The sequence below is a fragment of the Ectobacillus sp. JY-23 genome (genome assembly GCF_023022965.1).
Lineage (GTDB): Bacteria > Bacillota > Bacilli > Bacillales > Bacillaceae_G > Ectobacillus.
Window position 1 is genome coordinate 1613818 of record NZ_CP095462.1, and the last position, 19534, is coordinate 1633351.

A 19534-nucleotide genomic window follows, 5' to 3' on the forward strand; every position below is an offset into this window, starting at 1 on the left:
CTCTAGTGTGAGAAACATATGGACTCTTTATGCAAAGTCATCAAATACAATAGCTGTGTTACAGTCAGAAGTTAATGATCGACCCTTGTTGATTGGAGGTGATAATCCTGCTGGAAAAGCAAGTCAAAAGGCGACCTCGCAAACGCATAGCGCCGAGGAAACTCTCTGCCGAGGAAACTCTCTGAAGAAGCGAACACCCGTAACGGAAACTAACAACGAACTTTAACAAAACCAATACAATAAAAAACAGTACGGTAAACCGTACTGTTTTTACAAATAAGATTTCATCATTTTTTTCGCTTTTTTCATGCTTTTATAAGAAAGCATGTTATTTTTGCGCGCGTAATGATAAGCAGCAGCACCCAAACCAAATGCCAACAGTGAAGATTTCATGTTCATGCGTGTCACTCCTTACATGCTGATTGTTCTTTCGTCATCATCAAACAAATCATCAAGCGAGCTTAATGAACCATCCTCTTCAACTTGATGTGTAAAAATTTTCCCCTTTGCCACAGACAGCTCAATGTAACAAGTCCAGCAATAAAATTGGTTCACCCCAATTTTACCGATATCTTTTCCTTTACAGTTCGGACATATCAACAAGGCGTAATCACTCCCGTACCTTTTTCTATTACGCCAGTATCGTCCAAACCGCAGGAATTTAAACAGAGACAAAAAACTTCCTTGCCTCTCTTTTATAACTTATGCTGTTTTATAAAAAATCATAAGGAGAAAGTTCTTCCACGTCATTTTCTTCCTTCAATACGGTCCGTTCCTTTAACCTCTCGCAAAGCGTCGTTTGCCGCGTCGCATCGTCCGTACGGCTAATACCTGACTGAAAAGCATCCGACTCACCGCACAAAATTAAAAACTTCTTACTGCGCGTAATTGCCGTATAAAGAAGATTACGCCGTAGCATACGATAATAGCTTTTTACAACAGGTAAAATGACAATAGGAAATTCACTACCCTGTGCTTTATGAATAGAACAGCAATACGCATGCGTAATTTGATTAAAATCCGGCTTTGTATACGTAACTTCAATGCCGTCAAAAGAAACGACAAGCATATCCTGCTGCTCTACATTTTCCTTTGCATAAAAAATAGATACAATTTCACCCATATCACCATTAAATACTTGGCTTTCCGGTTGATTAACAAGCTGCAACACTTTATCGCCCACACGATATATAACATCACCAAAGGTAAGCTCTCTTCGTTGTTCACGAGCTGGATTAAATACTTCCTGAAGCGCTTGATTTAGCATATTAATACCTGCCGGACCTCGGTACATTGGCGCCAGTACTTGTATGTCTTTTGCTGTAAAGCCTTTTGTTTGTGCGTTTTCACACACTTTCTTAACCACATCAACAATTTGGCCGCTGCTACACATAATAAAAGAACGGTCGCTTTTTTGTACAGCAATATCTTCCGGTACTTTACCACCTTTAATTGTATGTGCAAGCTGAATCACGGATGACCCTTCCGCTTGTCTGTATATCTCCGTGAGACGTACTGTTGGAATAATTTCTGCTGCTAACAAATCCTTTAACACTTGACCAGGTCCTACAGAAGGCAATTGATCTTCATCCCCTACAATAATGACCTGCATATCAGAAGGTAATGATTTAAACAGCTGATTCGCAAGCCATATATCGACCATGGAAAACTCATCAATAATAAGTAACTTTCCAGCTACTGGTTCATGCTCATTGCGCTGAAAGGATCCTTCCGGCGTCCATCCAAGCAAACGATGAATTGTACCTGCAGGCAAACCCGTAGCTTCACTCATGCGCTTTGCCGCGCGGCCTGTTGGAGCTGTAAGTAAAATAGGAAACGGATTTTTTTCGTTGTAGTCCTTTGCGTCTAAAGACAATCCGTTCATAGCGGCATACATTTCAACAATACCATTGATTACCGTTGTTTTTCCTGTACCTGGTCCACCTGTTAAAATCATCACGGGATGCGTAAGTGCTGTTTGTACCCCTTCCCTTTGCCGGGAGGCATATTGCACACCAAGCTTATCCTCAATAGAGCCAAGGGTCATAAGAAAATCGGCTTCTGAAAAAGATTCCAGTTCTCCCTTTCCCATAAGACGAAATAATGAAGTAACAAGTCCTTGCTCTGCATAGTATAACGATGACAGATATGAGCGATCTTGCTCAATAATGAGCTTGTCTTCTCCTTGTAAAAATTCCAGACATTGCGTAATATCAGCCTCTGAAACAGTACGTTCATGATGATTTAACAGTTCTATTGTTCGTCTGATTAGTTGCTCTGTTGTAATGTAGACATGTCCTTCCTGCAAGGATACGTTTTCTAAAGTAAACAAGCAACCCGCTCGAATCCGATCCGGATGGTTACCTGATATACCAAAGGCTTTTCCGATCTCATCCGCACGCCCAAAACCAATACCTTCAACATCCTCAATCAGCTGATATGGATTGCTACGGATGATTTCTAACGTTTGCTCTTTATACTTCTGATAAATTTTAATGGTTAGCTTGGTGCCAAAGCCATAGCCGCCCAAAAAGCTCATGACTTTCTCAAGCCCTTGATGCTCAAGAATTGTTTGATACAGCTCCTGTGCTTTATCCTTCTTCACAATACCATCTAACACCGATGCATCGTCCAATATTTTAGAAATTGCTTGTGAGCCGAGTTTTTCTACAATGCGTTCAGCCGTTTTTTTACCGATTCCTTTAAATAAATCACTAGATAAATATTGGACAATTCCATTCTTTGTTTGCGGCAGCTCTTTTTTAAACATCTCTACATGATACTGCATGCCATAACGATGATGATCTTTAAACACCCCGTTTAGTGTAAATATTTCTTCCTCGTGCATGCGCGGAAAATAACCAGTAATCAGAACGTCTTTCTCTTCAAATGCTTCGTTCGTCTCTAGCACCTTCATGCGCACAACAGAATACAAATTGTCTTCGTTATGAAAAATCGTATGAAGGACTTGGCCTTTTATGTATTTGTGTTCCTCTTTAAACAAATCCATTGTGTCCTGCATACTTCACGCCCCTTTGCGGTTAGTTCTGCTCAAGCAAGCGAATGCCGTTGCCCGCAAGAAAATGATCCGGTTGCAACTTAACAGCCTGTTTAAATAACTGCAGCGCTTTTTCATTGTTTTCTTCAAATGCGTATGCAACACCAAGATTATATAGTGCATCTGTATGTGTCGGATCTAATTCCAGTACCTTTTCAAACACCGCTTTTGCTTCTTTCACGTGCTCTAAACGCGCTAAACAAAGCCCATACTGAAATGCAGCCTCCGCATCGCTGTCATTCAACTCCATCGCTCTTTGCAAATGCGGCAGTGCCATTAAATCCTTACTGAGCTCCACATAAGTAAATCCGAGCATAAAATAAACATCTCCAGATTGTAAACCACACTGCATCGCCTTTTCAAACATCACCTTGGCATCTTCAAATTGCTCCCGTTCATAACAAATTGTGCCTAAGCCGTAATACGCTGTTGCTAACGTATCATCTAGCTCCAGTGCTTTTTTATAAAAGGATACTGCCCGTTCTGCTTCTCCAAGAACATCCAGCAAATTTGCAAAATTCACATAACCGAGCGGATTGTTCGGCTCTTCTTGAATTGCTTCTGTTAATAGCTGGGCCGCTTCCTCCCATTTTCCTTCCTGCATCCTCGCAATGCCTTGTTCTAGCTTTGTCATACTTATCACCTCTTCATTAGACTCTATATTCATCATAAAAGAAACCTCGGCTCATGAAAAGTCCGAGGTTTCTAAATCACGCCAAGTAGGAAAGCTTATTCCCGGCGCGGAACACTTCATCAATCGTTCCCCCGCCCAAGCATACTTCACCATCGTAAAACACAACAGCTTGTCCTGGTGTAAGTGCACGAATCGGCTCATCACAAAGAATGCGTACATTTCCACCTTCCATCACTTGTACCGTCACCTTGTTATCAGCTTGACGATAGCGGAACTTTGCCGTACATGTAAATTCCGATGCCTTTGGCTCATTTACCCAGCTTACATCGGTTGCAATCACTTCATCACCGTACAGCAGTTCATTATGAAAGCCTTGCTCTACATATAAAATATTATCTTTTAGGTTTTTACCGACAACAAACCACGGATCTCCATCGCCTCCGATCCCCAGACCATGGCGCTGTCCGATTGTATAATACATAAGACCGTCATGCTTGCCTTTTACCTTACCGGACAACGTTTGCATCATACCTGGTTGTGCAGGTAAATAGTTGCTTAGAAATTCTTTGAAGTTACGCTCACCAATAAAGCAAATGCCCGTACTATCCTTTTTCGTTGCCGTTGCAAGATTTGCTTCCTTGGCTATTTCACGGATTTGCGGTTTTGTTAAGTGTCCAAGAGGAAACATTGTTTTCGACAATTGCTCTTGATTTAATTGGTTTAAGAAATACGTTTGATCTTTGTTATCGTCAACGCCTCGTAGCATTTTATATATGCCGTCTTCATAAACTACACGCGCATAATGACCTGTGGCTACGTAATCAGCACCAAGTGCCATAGCGTGATCCAAAAACGCTTTAAACTTAATTTCTTTATTACACATTACATCTGGATTTGGCGTACGTCCGGCTTTATATTCATCCAAGAAGTACGTAAATACCTTATCCCAATACTGCTTCTCAAAGTTTACCGCATAATAAGGGATGCCGATTTGATTACATACTTGGATTACATCGTTATAATCTTCTGTTGCTGTGCAGAATCCATTTTCATCAGTATCATCCCAGTTTTTCATAAACACACCAATTACTTCATAGCCTTGTTGCTTAAGTAAAAGCGCCGCCACCGAAGAATCGACGCCGCCTGACATACCGATTACAACACGTGTTTCATGAGGTTGTTTGTTCATCTTCTTCACCTCCAGTTTATTAATTTTGTGTCAATCGCTTCACGATCTTCACAGTTTCGTACGCGGCTTTTTCTACTTGCTCTTTTGTATTGCCAAGACCAAAGCTAAATCGTACGGATGAACGTATTTTATCAGAGGATTTTCCAAACATCGCCACAAGAACATGTGATGGATCAATGGAACCAGCTGTACAGGCTGAACCGCTCGATACAGAAATTCCCGCTAAATCCATATTTACAAGAAACGACTCAATATGCATGCCTGTAAAGCTCACATTGAATACGTGTGACAAGCTGTTTTCTCCTCCGTTGACCTCAAATTGGATGCCTTCATTTACGAAGACAGATATCATTATATCCTTAAATAATCGGTATTGTTGATTTTTTTGCTCACGTGCTGCTTCTGCAAGCAAAATCGCTTGATGAAACCCAACAATGCCAGGCACATTTTCTGTGCCGGCCCTTCTTTTACGCTCTTGCTCGCCTCCTATTAATAGAGGAGCAAACACAACATGTTTAGCAGCATACAAAAAGCCTACACCTTTAGGGCCGTTAATTTTATGAGAAGAAACGGACAGTAGATCAATTCCTAACTTCTTTACATCAATCTCCACTATACCATACGCTTGTACAGCATCCGTATGAAAATACGCGTCGTGTTCCCGCAGCAAAGCGCCGATTTCCTCTATAGGCTGTACGGTACCTACCTCATTATTACCGTACATAATTGAGACTAAAATTGTTTTTTCTGTCAATGCCTCTTGTACGTCTTGTACATTCACACGTCCAGTTTCATCAACAGGCAAATACGTTATCTCAAACCCCTCATGCTCAAGCATTTTACACGTATTTAAAATAGCATGGTGTTCAATTGCTGTTGTAATAATATGATTTCCTCGCGTTTTATTAGCACGAGCAACACCTAATAGCGCTAAATTATCAGCTTCTGTACCACCGCTTGTGAAAATAATTTCATTCGGCGTTGCACCGATACTGCTTGCACAAGCCCGTCTCGCTTCATCAACCGCATGTCGCGCTTGTCTGCCATAAAAGTGGATACTCGAAGGATTACCAAACATCTCCGTCATGTACGGAATCATGTGTTCCACAACCTGTGGATGCGTAGGAGATGTAGCTGCATGGTCTAAGTATATACGCTCCATTCATACAGCTCCTTTCTTAAATGTAAAACATATATCCATGTCCGTGCTCTTCATCATACTTTACTAAATCTTCAAGCGTCGTGCTATCTAAGACTTCTTGTACCGCATCGCGAATACGCGTCCAAAGCTGTCTTTGTGCAGGGCGTTCTTCTTCAATCCCCTCAACTACACTAATTGGTCCTTCCAATACGCGAATTACATCTCCAGCCGTAATATTAGAAGGGGTATCAGCCAGTACATATCCGCCATAAGCCCCGCGTGTACTTTTTACAAGACGTGCGTTTCGCAATGGTGAAATCAATTGCTCTAAGTAATGCTCAGACAATTCATGTGCCTGTGCGATAGATTTTAACGAAATGGGACCTTCCCCATACTTCTTTGCCAAATCAATCATAATTGTTAAGCCGTAGCGACCTTTTGTTGAAATTTTCATCCAAGCACCTCTTTCCATTCTTACCTGAGTAAGCCTATAAGATTATATCATAAATTCACATGTGAAGAAATTTCATCTTGAAGTGAGAACGTGATAGGATAAACATACAACACACACACAGGAGAGATTGTATGAAACAACCACTTGCACATCGCATGAGACCAACAACAATTGAAGAAATAATTGGTCAGTCTCACCTCGTTGGAGAAGGCAAGCTTCTCCGCCGTATGGTGGAGGCTAAGCACCTGCAATCCATGATTTTATACGGACCGCCGGGCACGGGGAAAACCTCTATTGCCCGTGCTATTGCTGGTAGCACTGGCACACCGTTTCGACTATTAAATGCTGTTACACATAATAAAAAGGATATGGAAATTGTCGTTGAAGAGGCAAAAATGTCCCGTCACCTTATTTTAATTTTGGACGAAGTACATCGCCTTGATAAGAGTAAACAAGATTTTTTACTTCCGCATTTAGAAAGCGGGTTAATTACAATGATTGGCGCTACTACAAGTAATCCCTTTCACTCTATCAACTCCGCAATCCGGAGTCGTTGCCAAATTTTTGAACTGCACGCATTAACAGAAGCCGATATTTTAATTGGTCTAACCCGTGCTCTCTCGAATTCAGAAAAAGGACTGGGTTTTGTGGAAACAGAAGTAACCAAAGAAGCAATGCAGCATTTCGCAAGAGCGTCCGGCGGCGATCTACGTTCTGCTTATAATGCGCTTGAGCTCGCGGTATTATCTACGTTACCTGTAGATGGCGTTAGAACGATTACACTTGAGGTTGCGGAAGAATGCTTGCAAAAAAAGAGCTTTGTCCACGACAAAGACGGTGACTCTCATTATGATGTATTGTCTGCTTTTCAAAAAAGTATTCGTGGCAGTGATGTAAATGCCGCCGTTCATTATTTGGCACGTCTCATTGAAGCCGGTGATTTAACTAGCATTGCAAGACGGCTTCTTGTGATTGCCTATGAAGATATTGGCCTGGCAAGCCCGCAAGCCGGTCCTCGTACCCTTGCCGCAATCGAAGCAGCAGAACGCGTTGGCTTTCCTGAAGCACGTATTCCACTCGCCAATGCGGTTATAGAGCTTTGTCTCTCGCCTAAATCTAACTCGGCTTATCAAGCCATTGATGCAGCACTTCATGATTTACGTACAATGCGTACAGGTGATGTGCCAAAACATTTAAAGGATGCACATTATAAAGGTGCACAAGCATTAGGGCGCGGTATCGGCTACTTATATCCCCATGATTATGAAAATGGCTGGGTACCGCAGCAATATTTACCGGATCGAATTAAAAATAAAGAGTACTATACACCAAAACAAACCGGGAAATTCGAGCAGGCCCTCGCAGCTGTTTATCACAATCTGCAAAACTCAAAAAAATAGTATAAAATGATGCACATGAGAGACAATAAGCAAAAACCCATTGGGAGGCTTGCTATGAAAGTGCGTCAGGATGCTTGGACCCCAGAAAATGATTTACTTCTTGCAGAAACAGTATTGCGGCACATTCGAAGCGGCAGTACACAACTAAAAGCATTTGATGAAGTAGGAGATATACTAAATCGAACATCAGCGGCCTGTGGTTTTCGTTGGAATGCCGAAGTACGTAGCCGTTATGAAGAAGCGGTGCAGCTTGCCAAAAAACAGCGCAAAGAAGCAAAACGAGCACAGCTACAGCGGCCGCAAAAGAAGCTAATTACACCTCGTTTAAAAGAAGAAGCCATTGAAGCTGAATTTTCAGAAGAACCACATGTCTCTTCTCTTTGTATGCAGGATGTAATCCACTTTTTGCAGCAATTTCAGCCAGATACAAAAGAAATTATTAGCTTGCAAACAACAAACGATGTACTTCGCCGTGAAAATGAAGCTTTGCGAAACAAACAACAGGATTTACAAAGAAAGCTAGATCAGCTGCAAAGTGAACAAGGAACAATCCAAGAAGACTATCAAAATCTCGTTCGGATTATGGATCGTGCTCGTAAAATGGTATTATTTGATGAAAAGGAAGAACGAATTGCACCCATTTTTAAGATGGATAAAAACGGGAACTTGGAGATCATTTCACAGTGAGTTAAAGATATTTTTTAGGCGGGAGAGAAGAATGAGCAATGTGCAGTCTAATTAGGCCTAAGAGAGTCTCATGCCTGACCCTAGGTGCATAAAGTAAGTCGTTTCTACTTTTCCATTGCTAGTATGTTAGCTACTCGTATATATGATAAAAAACCTTCCGAATGGAAGGTTTTTTATCAATCCTGCCCTACTCGATTCACTTTTATATTCTTCAGTAGTTGACGGACAACATAGCTTGTCATAATGAGTCCAGCAACAGATGGAACGAAAGCATTAGAGGAAGGTGGTAGCTTTGCCTTGCGAATCTTTGCGTTTTCATCGGGTACGATTTCTTTACGAATTTCCTCACGAATTACAATTGGACTTTCATCAGAAAACACAACCTTAACACCCTTTTTAATTCCTTCTTTACGAAGTCGCGTACGTACAACTTTTGCAATTGGATCAGTATGCGTTTTAGAAATGTCTGCAATCTTAAAGCGTGTCGGATCCATCTTATTCGCAGCACCCATACTTGAAATAATCGGGATTTTACGGCGCAGACATTCCTTAATTAAATGAATTTTGTAAGAGATAGTATCTGATGCATCAATAACAAAATCAAGACCATAAGAAAAGAATTGCTCATATGTTTCTTCTGTATAAAACATTTGAAGCGCAATCACTTCACAGTCCGGATTAATATCTAGAATACGCTGTTTCATTAATTCAACTTTAGACTGTCCTACTGTTGAAATAAGCGCATGCACCTGGCGATTTACATTTGTAATATCCACAACATCCTTGTCCACGAGTACCAAACGCCCTACACCAGAGCGAGCTAATGATTCTGCGGAGAAAGAACCAACACCGCCAATGCCAAGGACACCAACTGTGCTATTTTTCAATATTTCAAGACCTTCCTTACCGAAGGCCAATTCATTACGTGAAAATTGATGTAGCATGTTTTTCACTCTCCTACTGCAAATTAGTCCAATTTGTATTCTACCTTCTTTTCCTACTATTTGTATAGAAAAAATTATATTTTAACAAAAAAACCATGTGAACATAGTATGTCCACATGGTTGTTATTTGCATTTATTCTTTTGTGATTTTTAACTGCAGATGCAATTCATCAAGCTGCGCTATTGCGACTTCACCTGGTGCATCCGTCAACAAGCAGCTTGCGCTTGCTGTTTTCGGGAATGCAATCGTATCACGAAGGTTTGTACGCCCTGCAAGCAACATCACTAAGCGGTCCAATCCCAATGCAATTCCGCCATGTGGTGGTGTACCGTAGTCAAATGCTTCAAGCAAGAAGCCGAATTGCTCCTGTGCTTCTTCTTGTGAGAAACCAAGAACACGGAACATCTTCTCTTGTACATCACGCTCATAAATCCGTAAAGAACCGCCGCCCAGCTCATACCCATTTAATACAAGGTCATATGCTTGTGCACGCACTTGACTTGGATCTGTATCAAGAAGCGGCAAATCTTCACGGAATGGCATCGTGAATGGGTGATGCGCTGCGAAATAACGACCTTGTTCCTCGTCATACTCAAGAAGCGGCCAATCTGTTACCCATAAGAAATTGTACTTGCTTTCGTCAATAAGAGCCAGCTCTTTACCAAGTTTTAAACGAAGTGCCCCTAAGCTATCCGCTACTACACTTTTCTTATCAGCAACGAATAGAAGAAAGTCGCCAATTTCTGCTTCTAACAAACGAATGATTGTTGCACTGTCTTCTTCACCGAAAAACTTCGCAATTGGACCTTTTAGTCCATCAGCCTCTACTTTCAGCCAAGCAAGACCTTTGGCGCCGTAAATTTTCACAAACTCAGTTAACGCATCAATATCTTTACGGGAATACTTATCAGCAGCACCTTTAGCATTGATCGCTTTTACTTGACCACCGGCTTCTACCGCACTTGTGAATACCTTGAATCCACAGTCCACCGCAAATTCAGATAGATTTGTTAGCTCCATTCCAAAACGTGTATCAGGTTTGTCAGAACCATAACGGCTCATTGCCTCATCGTATGTCATACGCGGGAATGGCAATGCTATTTCCAAGCCTTTCGCATCACGCATAACACCGCTCATCATTTTTTCCATCATTTCAATAATTTCTTCCTGGGTCAAGAAGGATGTTTCAATATCGATTTGTGTAAATTCCGGCTGACGGTCTGCACGCAAGTCTTCGTCACGGAAACAACGAGCTACCTGATAATAACGCTCGAAGCCGCCAACCATCAACAACTGTTTAAAAATTTGCGGCGATTGCGGCAATGCGTAAAATTCACCTGGATGTACGCGGCTTGGCACCAAGTAGTCACGCGCTCCTTCCGGTGTACTTTTTGTTAAAATTGGTGTTTCTACTTCAATAAACTGTTCTCTGTCCAAGAAGTCACGCATTGCTTTCGTTACTTTATGACGAAGCTTAAACGTCTCCAGCATAGCTGGGCGACGCAAATCTAAATAACGATATTTTAAGCGCACATCTTCAGACACATCTGTTTTATCTGCAATTGTAAAAGGCGGTGTTTTGGCTGTATTTAAAATACGAATATCTGTAGCTTGTACTTCAATGTACCCTGTTGCTAAGTTTTTGTTGATTTGCCCTTCTGCTCGCTCAACAACTGTACCTTCTACGTGCAACACATATTCATTACGAATTCCTTCCGCCAGCTTTAATGCTTCTGCTGATGTTTCCGGTGTAAATACAACCTGTACAATCCCTGTACGGTCGCGCAAGTCGATAAAAATAAGTCCGCCCAGGTCACGGCGCTTTTGCACCCAGCCCTTTAGCTGTACTGTACTTCCTGCTTCTTGCAATGTTACTTCCCCGCAATAATGCGTTCTCTCAGCCATATTCTCTTCCCCCTTATTGTACTTTCTCTGCTATATACGTAACGAATGTATCTAAGGCAATCTCTGTTTGATCACCGGTGCTCATATCTTTTACATTGATAATACCTTGCTCTAGCTCATTTTCCCCTAATACCGCTACATATTTTGCTTCTGAACGGTCTGCTGCTTTAAACTGGGCTTTAATTTTTCGATCTAGGTAATCTTTCTCTGCCTTCAAGCCTGCCTTGCGCAAATCATGTACAAGCTTTGCTGCTGCATCTTTCGCTTTTTCACCTAAAGCTACCACAAAGCAATCCATTTCAAAGGAAACGGGTAAGGTAACTTTCTCTGCTTCAAGTGCCATCAGCAAACGCTCAATACTCATCGCAAAGCCAATACCCGGTGTTTCAGGCCCCCCAATCTCTTCGACAAGACCATTATAACGGCCACCGCCGCTTAGCGTTGTGATGGCACCAAATCCATCTGCCTCACTCATGATTTCAAATACAGTGTGCTGATAGTAGTCCAAGCCACGTACAAGATTTGAATCCTTTTCAAACGGAATATCCATCATGGTCAGCAACTCTTGTAACTTCTCGTAATAAGCCTGTGAGTTTTCATTGAGATACGCTGTAATAGATGGTGCTGTACCCATTAATTCATGATTGCGGTCTTTCTTACAATCCAAAATACGAAGCGGATTTTTATGTAAACGTGATTGACAATCGCCGCAAAACTCATCAATGCGTGGTGCAAAATGATTTACGAGCGCTTCTCGATGTGCTTGACGACTCTCTTTATCTCCAAGACTGTTTAATACTAGCTTCACATGCTTCAATCCTAGGCCTTTATAAAAATCCATTGCCAGTGCCATTACTTCTGCATCAATAGCTGGGTCATTACTACCAAGCGCTTCAATACCGAATTGCACGAACTGACGAAAGCGACCAGATTGCGGTCTTTCATAACGGAACATCGGTCCAATGTAAAATAGCTTTGTTGGTTGGGTTGCATCACCGTACATTTTATTTTCAACGTAAGAACGAACCACAGCCGCTGTTCCTTCCGGACGAAGTGTTAGACTGCGTTCACCGCGATCTGTAAAAGTATACATTTCCTTTTGAACAATATCCGTTGTATCACCAACACCGCGTAAAAACAAATCCGTATGTTCGAAAATCGGCGTGCGAATTTCTTTATAGTTATAACGGCGGCAAATATCACGTGCCTGCTCCTCAATATACTGCCACAGCTCAACCGTACCGGGACGTATATCCTGCGTTCCCCTTGGAATTTGAATAGACATAAAACTTCCTCCTTTTATTCAGAAAAGCGTAGACGGCTTGCTCAGCTCCATAGGGCTGAGGTTCTCGGCTCATAAAGGCGCTTTTGGCCTTTCTGGGACGAGGTTCTCCGACCGGCGGAGCTTGCCGGCGCAGCTAGACAAGAAAAGCGTAGACGGCTCTAGATGAAACTAGACACTAAAGTACAACTACTTTTCTGTATACACAAAAAACTCCCGTTCCTACTGTAACAGTAGGGACGAGAGTTTAATACCCGTGGTGCCACCCTAATTGAAGCATTACGCTTCCACTTTTTTCAGTAACGCCTGAACGCGTTCTTCTCCTACTTATGTTCAGAGAGAAACCTCCGGAGTGTTCATTCGACAAGTCATCATGCAGAAACGCTTTCAGCCCAAGGCGTTTCCTCTCTTTTCATGTGCTTCTTGTGTACTGTGCTCCATCATCAGTTCAATATTTTGTTAGAAATATGAATTTGTTTACTAATATACGTTTCTTCACGTTTCTTGTCAAGACCGGTCCATATGTTTCTTTAGCTTTTTTACATCATGCAGAGAAATTCCAAACTCAGATGCCAGCTCCATGGATGTCATATCACTTTCTTTTGCTAAAAAATCATGAAAGCTCACATTAAAGAGCTGGTTTACACTGTTTGTTGCATGATTCATTTTGTTGTTCATTCTCATCAGGTTCATTCCTCACATTCTGTAGCAATCTGTTGATAGTGTTACCAGAATGGAGCGTTTGTATAACTAAACGAATAGCAAAAAACTAGGTTCTGTTAAAGTTCGCTGTGGATTTCCGTTACGGGGGCTCGCTTTTCCCGCAGAAGTCTCACCCCCTTCACTCCCATCAACAAATGCCAATTAGCAACATCAGACTTTAACACAGCCAAAAACTAAAGGACGAGCGTTTGCTCGTCCTTTAGTTACTTTCCACAATAAGTGTCACAGGGCCATCATTGATGAGTTGTACATTCATCATGGCACCAAACTCCCCTGTTTCCACATGAAGCCCTTGCTTTTTAAGTTCCTCATTAAAGACATCATACAGACGCTTAGCATGCTCCGGCCTTGCGGCTTCCATAAAGTTCGGTCGTCTTCCCTTTCTACAATCTCCGTACAGGGTAAATTGAGAAATAGATAAAATAGCCCCGCCCTTGTCTTTCACAGATGTATTCATCTTGCCGCTTTCGTCCTCAAAGATGCGCAAGTTTGCAATTTTTTCTGCCACATAAGTCGCATCTTTTTCTTGGTCTTCATGTGTTATCCCGACCAGCAGTGTCAAACCAAACGGAATGCTCCCTACCACATTTCCATCTACTTTTACAGATGCTTCTTTGGAACGCTGTACAACAACTCTCATCTTAATCTCCTTTTAATGCATTAATCGGCGCACGGCATAAATATCATGCACACGCTTGATTCGTTCTACCACCTTCTGCAGATGATGGACATTTTGAATAGAAATAGACATATGGATAGTCGCCATTTTATTGCGATCACTTCTTCCAGAAACGGCTGAAATATATGTTTTCGTCTCATTCACCGCCTGTAGTACTTCATTAAGTAAGCCGCGGCGATCATAACCAGATATCTCAATGTCTACATTATACTCCAATTCCTTCTGCGGATCATTCTCCCATTCTACATCCAATAAGCGCTCTTTCGCTTCTTCCGTATGAATGTTTACACAATCAGAACGATGAATAGAAACGCCTCTTCCTTTGGTAATATATCCGACGATATCATCACCAGGTACAGGATTACAGCATTTAGAAACACGAATTAGCAAGTTGTCTACACCGCTCACTTTAATACCAGAATCACGCCTACGAATTTTCATCGGCTTGCGAACTTCCGTCATTGTTTCTTCTAGTAGCTGTTCTTCTTCACGCTTTTTACGAAACTTATCTGTTAATCTCGTCACAATTTGTGCAGCCGTAATACCGTTATATCCGACCGCAGCATACATTTCCTCATCATTCGGAAAATTAAATTTATCAGCTACGCGCTTTAAATTATCTGCGCTTAATATCTCTTTTAAATCGTAATCTAAGTTGCGCAATTCTTTTTCAATAAGCTCTTTCCCTTTTTCGATATTCTCTTCACGACGCTGTTTTTTAAAGAATTGGCGAATTTTATTTTTGGCATGAGAAGTCTGGGCAAGCTTCACCCAATCTTGACTCGGTCCATACGAATGCTTAGATGTTAAGATTTCAACAATATCGCCTGTCTTCAGCTTATAATCGAGCGGTACCATTTTCCCGTTAATTTTAGCCCCAATTGTTTTACTGCCGATTTCAGAGTGAATGCGATATGCAAAGTCAATTGGAACAGAGCCTAACGGCAGCTCAATCACATCACCTTTTGGTGTAAAGACAAACACCATGTCTGAAAACAAGTCGATTTTTAACGATTCCATAAATTCTTCCGCATTGGAAGCATCCTTTTGCCATTCTACAATTTGCCGGAACCACGCCAGCTTTTTTTCTAAAGGTGCATTTTCTGGTGCTACCTCGGCCCCCTCTTTATAAGCCCAATGTGCGGCAATCCCATATTCGGCAATGCGGTGCATCTCTTTCGTACGAATTTGCACCTCAAGAGGATCGCCCTTAGGACCAATAACCGTTGTGTGCAAAGACTGATACAAGTTTGCTTTTGGCATTGCAATATAATCTTTGAAGCGACCAGGCATTGGCTTCCAGCATGTATGAATAATACCGAGAACAGCATAGCAATCTTTTATGCTATTCACTACCACGCGAACTGCAAGAAGATCATAAATTTCATTAAATTGTTTATTTTGCATAACCATTTTTCGATAAATGCTATAAATATGCTTAGGTCGACCTGACATATCTGAATGAATAGACACATCATCTAATTTTTCACGAATATCTTTCATTACTGTTTCTAGGTACTCTTCACGTTCCGCTCGCTTTCGCTTCATTAAGTTAACAATACGATAATACTGCTGGGGATTAAGATAGCGTAATGACGTATCTTCAAGCTCCCATTTGATCGTATTAATTCCAAGACGATGCGCAAGTGGCGCAAAAATCTCCAAAGTTTCCGTGGCAATTCGCTGTTGCTTTTCAAGGGGCAAATGTTTGAGCGTTCTCATATTATGCAAACGGTCGGCTAACTTAATTAGAATAACGCGGATGTCTTTTGCCATCGCAACAAACATTTTACGGTGATTTTCTGCCTGTTGTTCTTCATGAGATTTATATTTAATTTTTCCTAGCTTCGTCACACCATCTACCAGCATGGCAATCTCTTGATTAAATGCTCGTTCCATATCTTCCAACGTTACGTCGGTGTCCTCAACAACGTCATGAAGGAAGCCAGCCGATACTGTGGCTGGATCCATTTTTAAATCGACAAGGATCCCTGCAACTTGAATGGGATGAATAATATATGGTTCACCTGATTTTCTATATTGTTCACGATGTGCCTCATACGCAAATTCATAGGCACGTTCCACAATCTCCGCGTCTTTATCTGTTAAGTACGTTCTTGCTTTTTCCAGCACCTGTTCTGCTGTAAGCACTTGTTCATTCGCCATGGAATCACCTTTTTATCATAATTAATCCTATTGCTTATAACTGTATTTCACCATTATAACGCAATTATGCATAATTGTGAAAAGGAAAGAAATTGTATTGCCAAAACCTTTTGTGTATCCGGTTATATACATACAAATGATGCTTGGAGCGCAACAGCACCTATTCCAATTCTCTCTTCTCTCCCTACTTACAATTTTCTACTTGTGCTTATATAAAAGCTTTGTAAAGTTCGTTGTTGATTTCCGTTAAGAGGGTTCGCTTTTCACGGGGGCAGGGAGCCTCCTCAGCGCTATATACTTGCCAAATCTCCCATCTCATCCCCTTCACTCCCATCAACAAGTGCCAATTATCAACATTAGGCATTAACACAACCTATATAAAAAGAGCACTCTTATCGAGTACTCAATAAATGTTAGTATTTCATTAATGTTAATACGTCGTAAGCACCGATTGCTTTGCGACCATCCAAGTAAGACAATTCAACTAAGAATGCAATACCAGCAACAATGCCTCCAAGCTCTTCAACAAGTTTGATTGTTGCTTCAATTGTACCCCCAGTTGCAAGCAAATCATCCGTAATTAAGACGCGCTGTCCTGGACGAATTGCATCTTTGTGAATGGTTAAAACGTCCTTACCATATTCTTTGCCGTAATCTACTTTAATCACTTCACGTGGCAATTTGCCTTCTTTACGTACAGGCGCAAAACCTACACCCAACGCATAAGAAACCGGGCAGCCAATAATAAATCCACGTGCCTCCGGTCCAACCACAAGGTCGATTTTCTTTTCTTTGGCAAATTCTACAATGCGGTCTGTTGCCGCTTTGTAAGCTGCACCGTCATTCATTAAAGGGGTGATGTCTTTAAAGACAATCCCTTCCTTCGGATAATCCGGTACAATCGCAATATATTGTTTCAAGTCCATTACCTAAGTGCCTCCTCATGTGCAGAACCGTCTTTCATATGTTGAAACCACATTTTTAATTGTTGATACGTGGAATATACCAATTCTTTTTCAAGTTGTAATTGATTTACTTTTTCGCGATACGTTGCCGATTCTGTTAAATCTCGTTTTTGTGTTTGATGAGCAATAAAAATCACACCATCTTTTATTTTAACAAATTCTAATTCAAAAAACACCATTGTCATAAAATTTACTGTATCTTTTGACCAACCTTTATGCGCACACAACTGTGCACCATGCTTTACAATTGAAAAAGGGGCTTGCTGACGAAGAAAAGAATAATACCATTTAAAATGTTCTCTTGTTGGAATTGTACTGAAAGTATGCTGCATTTCTTGATAAAAAACCGCATAAATACGTGCAGGAAAAGCGTTTATAAACATTTGCTGTAAATGCTTAGTTGTAGGAGGCATATCCAATAAAATGATATAGTTTCCTTCCATATGTGACCGTGCTTTAGCAGCCGGAATCAGATGATCTCTATATTCGCCCACCGAAAACTTTTCAAGCGTTTCCGAACGAAAATAAACAATTTTTACTTGATTCTTAGGCAGCATGGCTATATGCTTTTCTACATTTCTCATGCTGCGCCAGTCAAATAACTGCCAATCTGTTACTGCAATATCAGCAATCATAATTTGCGGCTTTTTTACGTTATTCCATTCATTTATAGACGCCTCTCCAACAATTGATACTTTTGAAATCGGCGATATTTCCTCTGCAGCCTGCCCAAATCCAAAACCAACACCGTCAAGCCTCACTTCTTCATCCCGCATTGTAAGCTTTAAATGCGAACCGTCTGCACCAATTTGTCTGATACTTTCTAATGACGCATCTTCTATATGCAATCTTGGTTTTGGGTTTCCAACTCCGAATGGTGCCAGCATAGACATTTCTGCAATCGAAGACAGCGTGATATCACGCGGCTGACACGTTACATCAATTTCAGTAACTGGCAGTAAATCTTCCGGCATCAGTTGTATGTCTGCCAACTTATTAAGGCGAACTCGCAATTCATCAACATCCTCTAACTGCAACGTCATGCCTGCAGCCATCGGATGACCTCCAAAATGCGGAAGGATATCACGACAATCAGAAAGATTTGCAAATAAATCAAAGCCTTCTATACTTCGAGCCGATCCTTTGGCAATTCCTTTGTCATGATCAATACTCAGTATAATGGTTGGTCGATAAAAGCGCTCTACAAGCTTAGACGCTACAATGCCGACAACCCCGGCATTCCAGCCCTCACGAGCAATCACCAACACCTTATTTTGCTCAGGTGGATACAGCTCTTCTACCTCTTGTATTGCTTCCTGTGCAATTTGCTTGACAATCTCTTGTCTTTGCTTATTTAATGCGTCAATTTCTTCTGCTAAGCCTTTTGCTTCTTCTATATCTTCTGTCAAAAGCAAATGAACCGCAGGCGCAGCGTCTTCTAGGCGTCCAACGGCGTTAATACGCGGACCAATTGTAAAACCAATCGTTTCTTCATTTGCTTCTTTTGGGTTGCTATTTGCTACTTGTAAAAGCGCAAGAAGCCCCGGTCTTTTTGTTTGACGTAGCTTTTCAATCCCGCGCTTTGCAAGCAAACGATTTTCGCCGTGCAGGGGCACAAGGTCAGCAATTGTACCAATCACCGCAATTTCGAGTAAATGCTCCGGCACACGTCCTAACAACGCATGCGCTACCTTAAACGCCACACCCACACCAGCTAGCTCTTTAAATGGATAATCATCGAGCTTTGGATGGATAATGGCATATGCATCCGGAAGCTGTGGTGGCGGTTCATGGTGATCTGTAATGATAAGATCTATTCCAAGTTCTTTCGCCAAATTTGCCTCTTTGACTGCCGAAATTCCGGTATCTACCGTGATGATGAGAGAAAAACCTGCTTCTTTTGCCCAGCGAAAGGCACCTTCGTTCGGTCCATACCCTTCTGTAAAGCGATTGGGAATATAAAACTCGACCTGTGCGCCAAGCTCTTGCAAGGCTTCATATAAAACCGTGGTACTGCTTACACCATCTGCATCATAGTCACCAAATATCAAAACAGGTTCTTGCTCTTTAATAGCTCTGTATATTCTGTCTGTTACCTTTTTCATGTCCTGTAGTAAAAAAGGATCATGAAAATCCTGCTTTTCTGTATACAAAAAATTTGTAATTGCAGTTTCTGTTTGTAATCCTCTGTGGACCAACAATGCCGTAACAAAAGGTGTTAAACCGAGAGAATGCGAAAGACTCTCGATAAGTTCCTCGTTACCGGTCTTTTGTCGCCACCGCGTTTTCGCTTGTAACAACGAAAT

At 41.4% G+C, this 19534-nt stretch carries 17 protein-coding genes and 1 other annotated feature; of the genes, 2 read left to right on the top strand and 15 right to left on the bottom strand.

Going from position 1 to position 19534, the window contains the following annotated elements; all coding sequences use genetic code 11:
• Positions 1-270: 270 nt before the first annotated feature.
• The 7 genes from MUG87_RS08435 to MUG87_RS08465 all read right to left on the bottom strand — a co-directional run bounded on the left by MUG87_RS08435 (position 271) and on the right by MUG87_RS08465 (position 6476).
• A complete protein-coding gene (locus MUG87_RS08435; protein WP_247087030.1) occupies positions 271-399 on the bottom strand; it encodes a DUF3918 family protein in 129 nt (42 codons plus the stop codon).
• A 12-nt stretch (positions 400-411) separates the two neighbouring features.
• Complete coding sequence (locus tag MUG87_RS08440) at positions 412-603, bottom strand: hypothetical protein (RefSeq protein ID WP_247087031.1); 192 nt, start codon at positions 601-603, stop codon at positions 412-414.
• 109 nt (positions 604-712) lie between these two features.
• Positions 713-3022 (bottom strand): SF1B family DNA helicase RecD2, encoded by a 2310-nt coding sequence (locus MUG87_RS08445; RefSeq protein ID WP_247087032.1) that lies wholly within the window; start codon positions 3020-3022, stop codon positions 713-715.
• A gap of 19 nt (positions 3023-3041) precedes the next feature.
• Positions 3042-3692 carry a tetratricopeptide repeat protein gene (locus MUG87_RS08450; RefSeq protein WP_247087033.1) on the bottom strand — a complete coding sequence of 217 codons (651 nt, stop codon included), beginning with the start codon at positions 3690-3692 and terminating at the stop codon, positions 3042-3044.
• A 76-nt stretch (positions 3693-3768) separates the two neighbouring features.
• The gene (gene mnmA / locus MUG87_RS08455; RefSeq protein WP_247087034.1) at positions 3769-4881 is read right to left on the bottom strand and encodes a tRNA 2-thiouridine(34) synthase MnmA; all 1113 of its coding nucleotides are present in this window, start codon (positions 4879-4881) and stop codon (positions 3769-3771) included.
• A gap of 19 nt (positions 4882-4900) precedes the next feature.
• Positions 4901-6043, bottom strand: a complete 1143-nt coding sequence (locus MUG87_RS08460; protein ID WP_247087035.1) for a cysteine desulfurase family protein — start codon at positions 6041-6043, stop codon at positions 4901-4903.
• A 16-nt stretch (positions 6044-6059) separates the two neighbouring features.
• Entirely contained in the window at positions 6060-6476 is a 417-nt protein-coding gene (locus MUG87_RS08465) for a cysteine metabolism transcriptional regulator CymR (RefSeq protein ID WP_247087036.1), read from the bottom strand.
• Between the two features lie 131 nt (positions 6477-6607).
• Here MUG87_RS08465 and MUG87_RS08470 point away from each other — a divergent pair, with 131 nt between their 5' ends.
• Both MUG87_RS08470 and MUG87_RS08475 read left to right on the top strand, forming a co-directional pair.
• Entirely contained in the window at positions 6608-7876 is a 1269-nt protein-coding gene (locus tag MUG87_RS08470; protein WP_247087037.1) for a replication-associated recombination protein A, read from the top strand.
• Positions 7877-7930: 54 nt separating this feature from the next.
• The gene (locus tag MUG87_RS08475; protein ID WP_247087038.1) at positions 7931-8563 is read left to right on the top strand and encodes an RsfA family transcriptional regulator; all 633 of its coding nucleotides are present in this window, start codon (positions 7931-7933) and stop codon (positions 8561-8563) included.
• A gap of 176 nt (positions 8564-8739) precedes the next feature.
• On the opposite strand, the gene MUG87_RS08480 is transcribed toward MUG87_RS08475, so the two are convergent.
• From MUG87_RS08480 to recJ, 8 genes are all read right to left on the bottom strand, one after another.
• On the bottom strand, positions 8740-9507 hold the full coding sequence (locus MUG87_RS08480; protein WP_247087039.1) for a tRNA threonylcarbamoyladenosine dehydratase: 768 nt from the start codon (positions 9505-9507) through the stop codon (positions 8740-8742).
• Between the two features lie 133 nt (positions 9508-9640).
• On the bottom strand, positions 9641-11413 hold the full coding sequence (gene aspS, locus MUG87_RS08485; protein WP_247087040.1) for an aspartate--tRNA ligase: 1773 nt from the start codon (positions 11411-11413) through the stop codon (positions 9641-9643).
• Between the two features lie 13 nt (positions 11414-11426).
• Entirely contained in the window at positions 11427-12698 is a 1272-nt protein-coding gene (gene hisS / locus MUG87_RS08490) for a histidine--tRNA ligase (RefSeq protein WP_247087041.1), read from the bottom strand.
• Between the two features lie 229 nt (positions 12699-12927).
• Positions 12928-13148 (bottom strand) — a binding site (T-box leader).
• 54 nt (positions 13149-13202) lie between these two features.
• Complete coding sequence (locus tag MUG87_RS08495) at positions 13203-13379, bottom strand: hypothetical protein (protein WP_247087042.1); 177 nt, start codon at positions 13377-13379, stop codon at positions 13203-13205.
• Positions 13380-13617: 238 nt separating this feature from the next.
• Positions 13618-14058: a D-aminoacyl-tRNA deacylase gene (dtd, locus tag MUG87_RS08500; RefSeq protein WP_247087043.1), complete on the bottom strand. Its 441-nt coding sequence runs from the start codon at positions 14056-14058 to the stop codon at positions 13618-13620.
• A 12-nt stretch (positions 14059-14070) separates the two neighbouring features.
• A complete protein-coding gene (locus tag MUG87_RS08505; protein ID WP_247087044.1) occupies positions 14071-16263 on the bottom strand; it encodes a RelA/SpoT family protein in 2193 nt (730 codons plus the stop codon).
• A gap of 413 nt (positions 16264-16676) precedes the next feature.
• Complete coding sequence (locus tag MUG87_RS08510) at positions 16677-17189, bottom strand: adenine phosphoribosyltransferase (protein WP_247087045.1); 513 nt, start codon at positions 17187-17189, stop codon at positions 16677-16679.
• Complete coding sequence (gene recJ, locus MUG87_RS08515) at positions 17189-19528, bottom strand: single-stranded-DNA-specific exonuclease RecJ (protein ID WP_247087046.1); 2340 nt, start codon at positions 19526-19528, stop codon at positions 17189-17191. Before recJ ends, MUG87_RS08510 begins: the two co-directional genes overlap by 1 nt.
• Between the last annotated feature and the right edge of the window lie 6 nt (positions 19529-19534).

Coding starts and splice junctions, on each gene's coding strand:
- MUG87_RS08435 (WP_247087030.1), bottom strand. CDS start 399: ATGAACATGAAATCTTCACTGTTGGCATTTGGTTTGGGTGCTGCTGCT.
- MUG87_RS08445 (WP_247087032.1), bottom strand. CDS start 3,022: ATGCAGGACACAATGGATTTGTTTAAAGAGGAACACAAATACATAAAA.
- MUG87_RS08450 (WP_247087033.1), bottom strand. CDS start 3,692: ATGACAAAGCTAGAACAAGGCATTGCGAGGATGCAGGAAGGAAAATGG.
- mnmA (WP_247087034.1), bottom strand. CDS start 4,881: ATGAACAAACAACCTCATGAAACACGTGTTGTAATCGGTATGTCAGGC.
- MUG87_RS08460 (WP_247087035.1), bottom strand. CDS start 6,043: ATGGAGCGTATATACTTAGACCATGCAGCTACATCTCCTACGCATCCA.
- MUG87_RS08465 (WP_247087036.1), bottom strand. CDS start 6,476: ATGAAAATTTCAACAAAAGGTCGCTACGGCTTAACAATTATGATTGAT.
- MUG87_RS08470 (WP_247087037.1), top strand. CDS start 6,608: ATGAAACAACCACTTGCACATCGCATGAGACCAACAACAATTGAAGAA.
- MUG87_RS08475 (WP_247087038.1), top strand. CDS start 7,931: ATGAAAGTGCGTCAGGATGCTTGGACCCCAGAAAATGATTTACTTCTT.
- MUG87_RS08480 (WP_247087039.1), bottom strand. CDS start 9,507: ATGCTACATCAATTTTCACGTAATGAATTGGCCTTCGGTAAGGAAGGT.
- aspS (WP_247087040.1), bottom strand. CDS start 11,413: ATGGCTGAGAGAACGCATTATTGCGGGGAAGTAACATTGCAAGAAGCA.
- hisS (WP_247087041.1), bottom strand. CDS start 12,698: ATGTCTATTCAAATTCCAAGGGGAACGCAGGATATACGTCCCGGTACG.
- MUG87_RS08495 (WP_247087042.1), bottom strand. CDS start 13,379: ATGAGAATGAACAACAAAATGAATCATGCAACAAACAGTGTAAACCAG.
- dtd (WP_247087043.1), bottom strand. CDS start 14,058: ATGAGAGTTGTTGTACAGCGTTCCAAAGAAGCATCTGTAAAAGTAGAT.
- MUG87_RS08505 (WP_247087044.1), bottom strand. CDS start 16,263: ATGGCGAATGAACAAGTGCTTACAGCAGAACAGGTGCTGGAAAAAGCA.
- MUG87_RS08510 (WP_247087045.1), bottom strand. CDS start 17,189: ATGGACTTGAAACAATATATTGCGATTGTACCGGATTATCCGAAGGAA.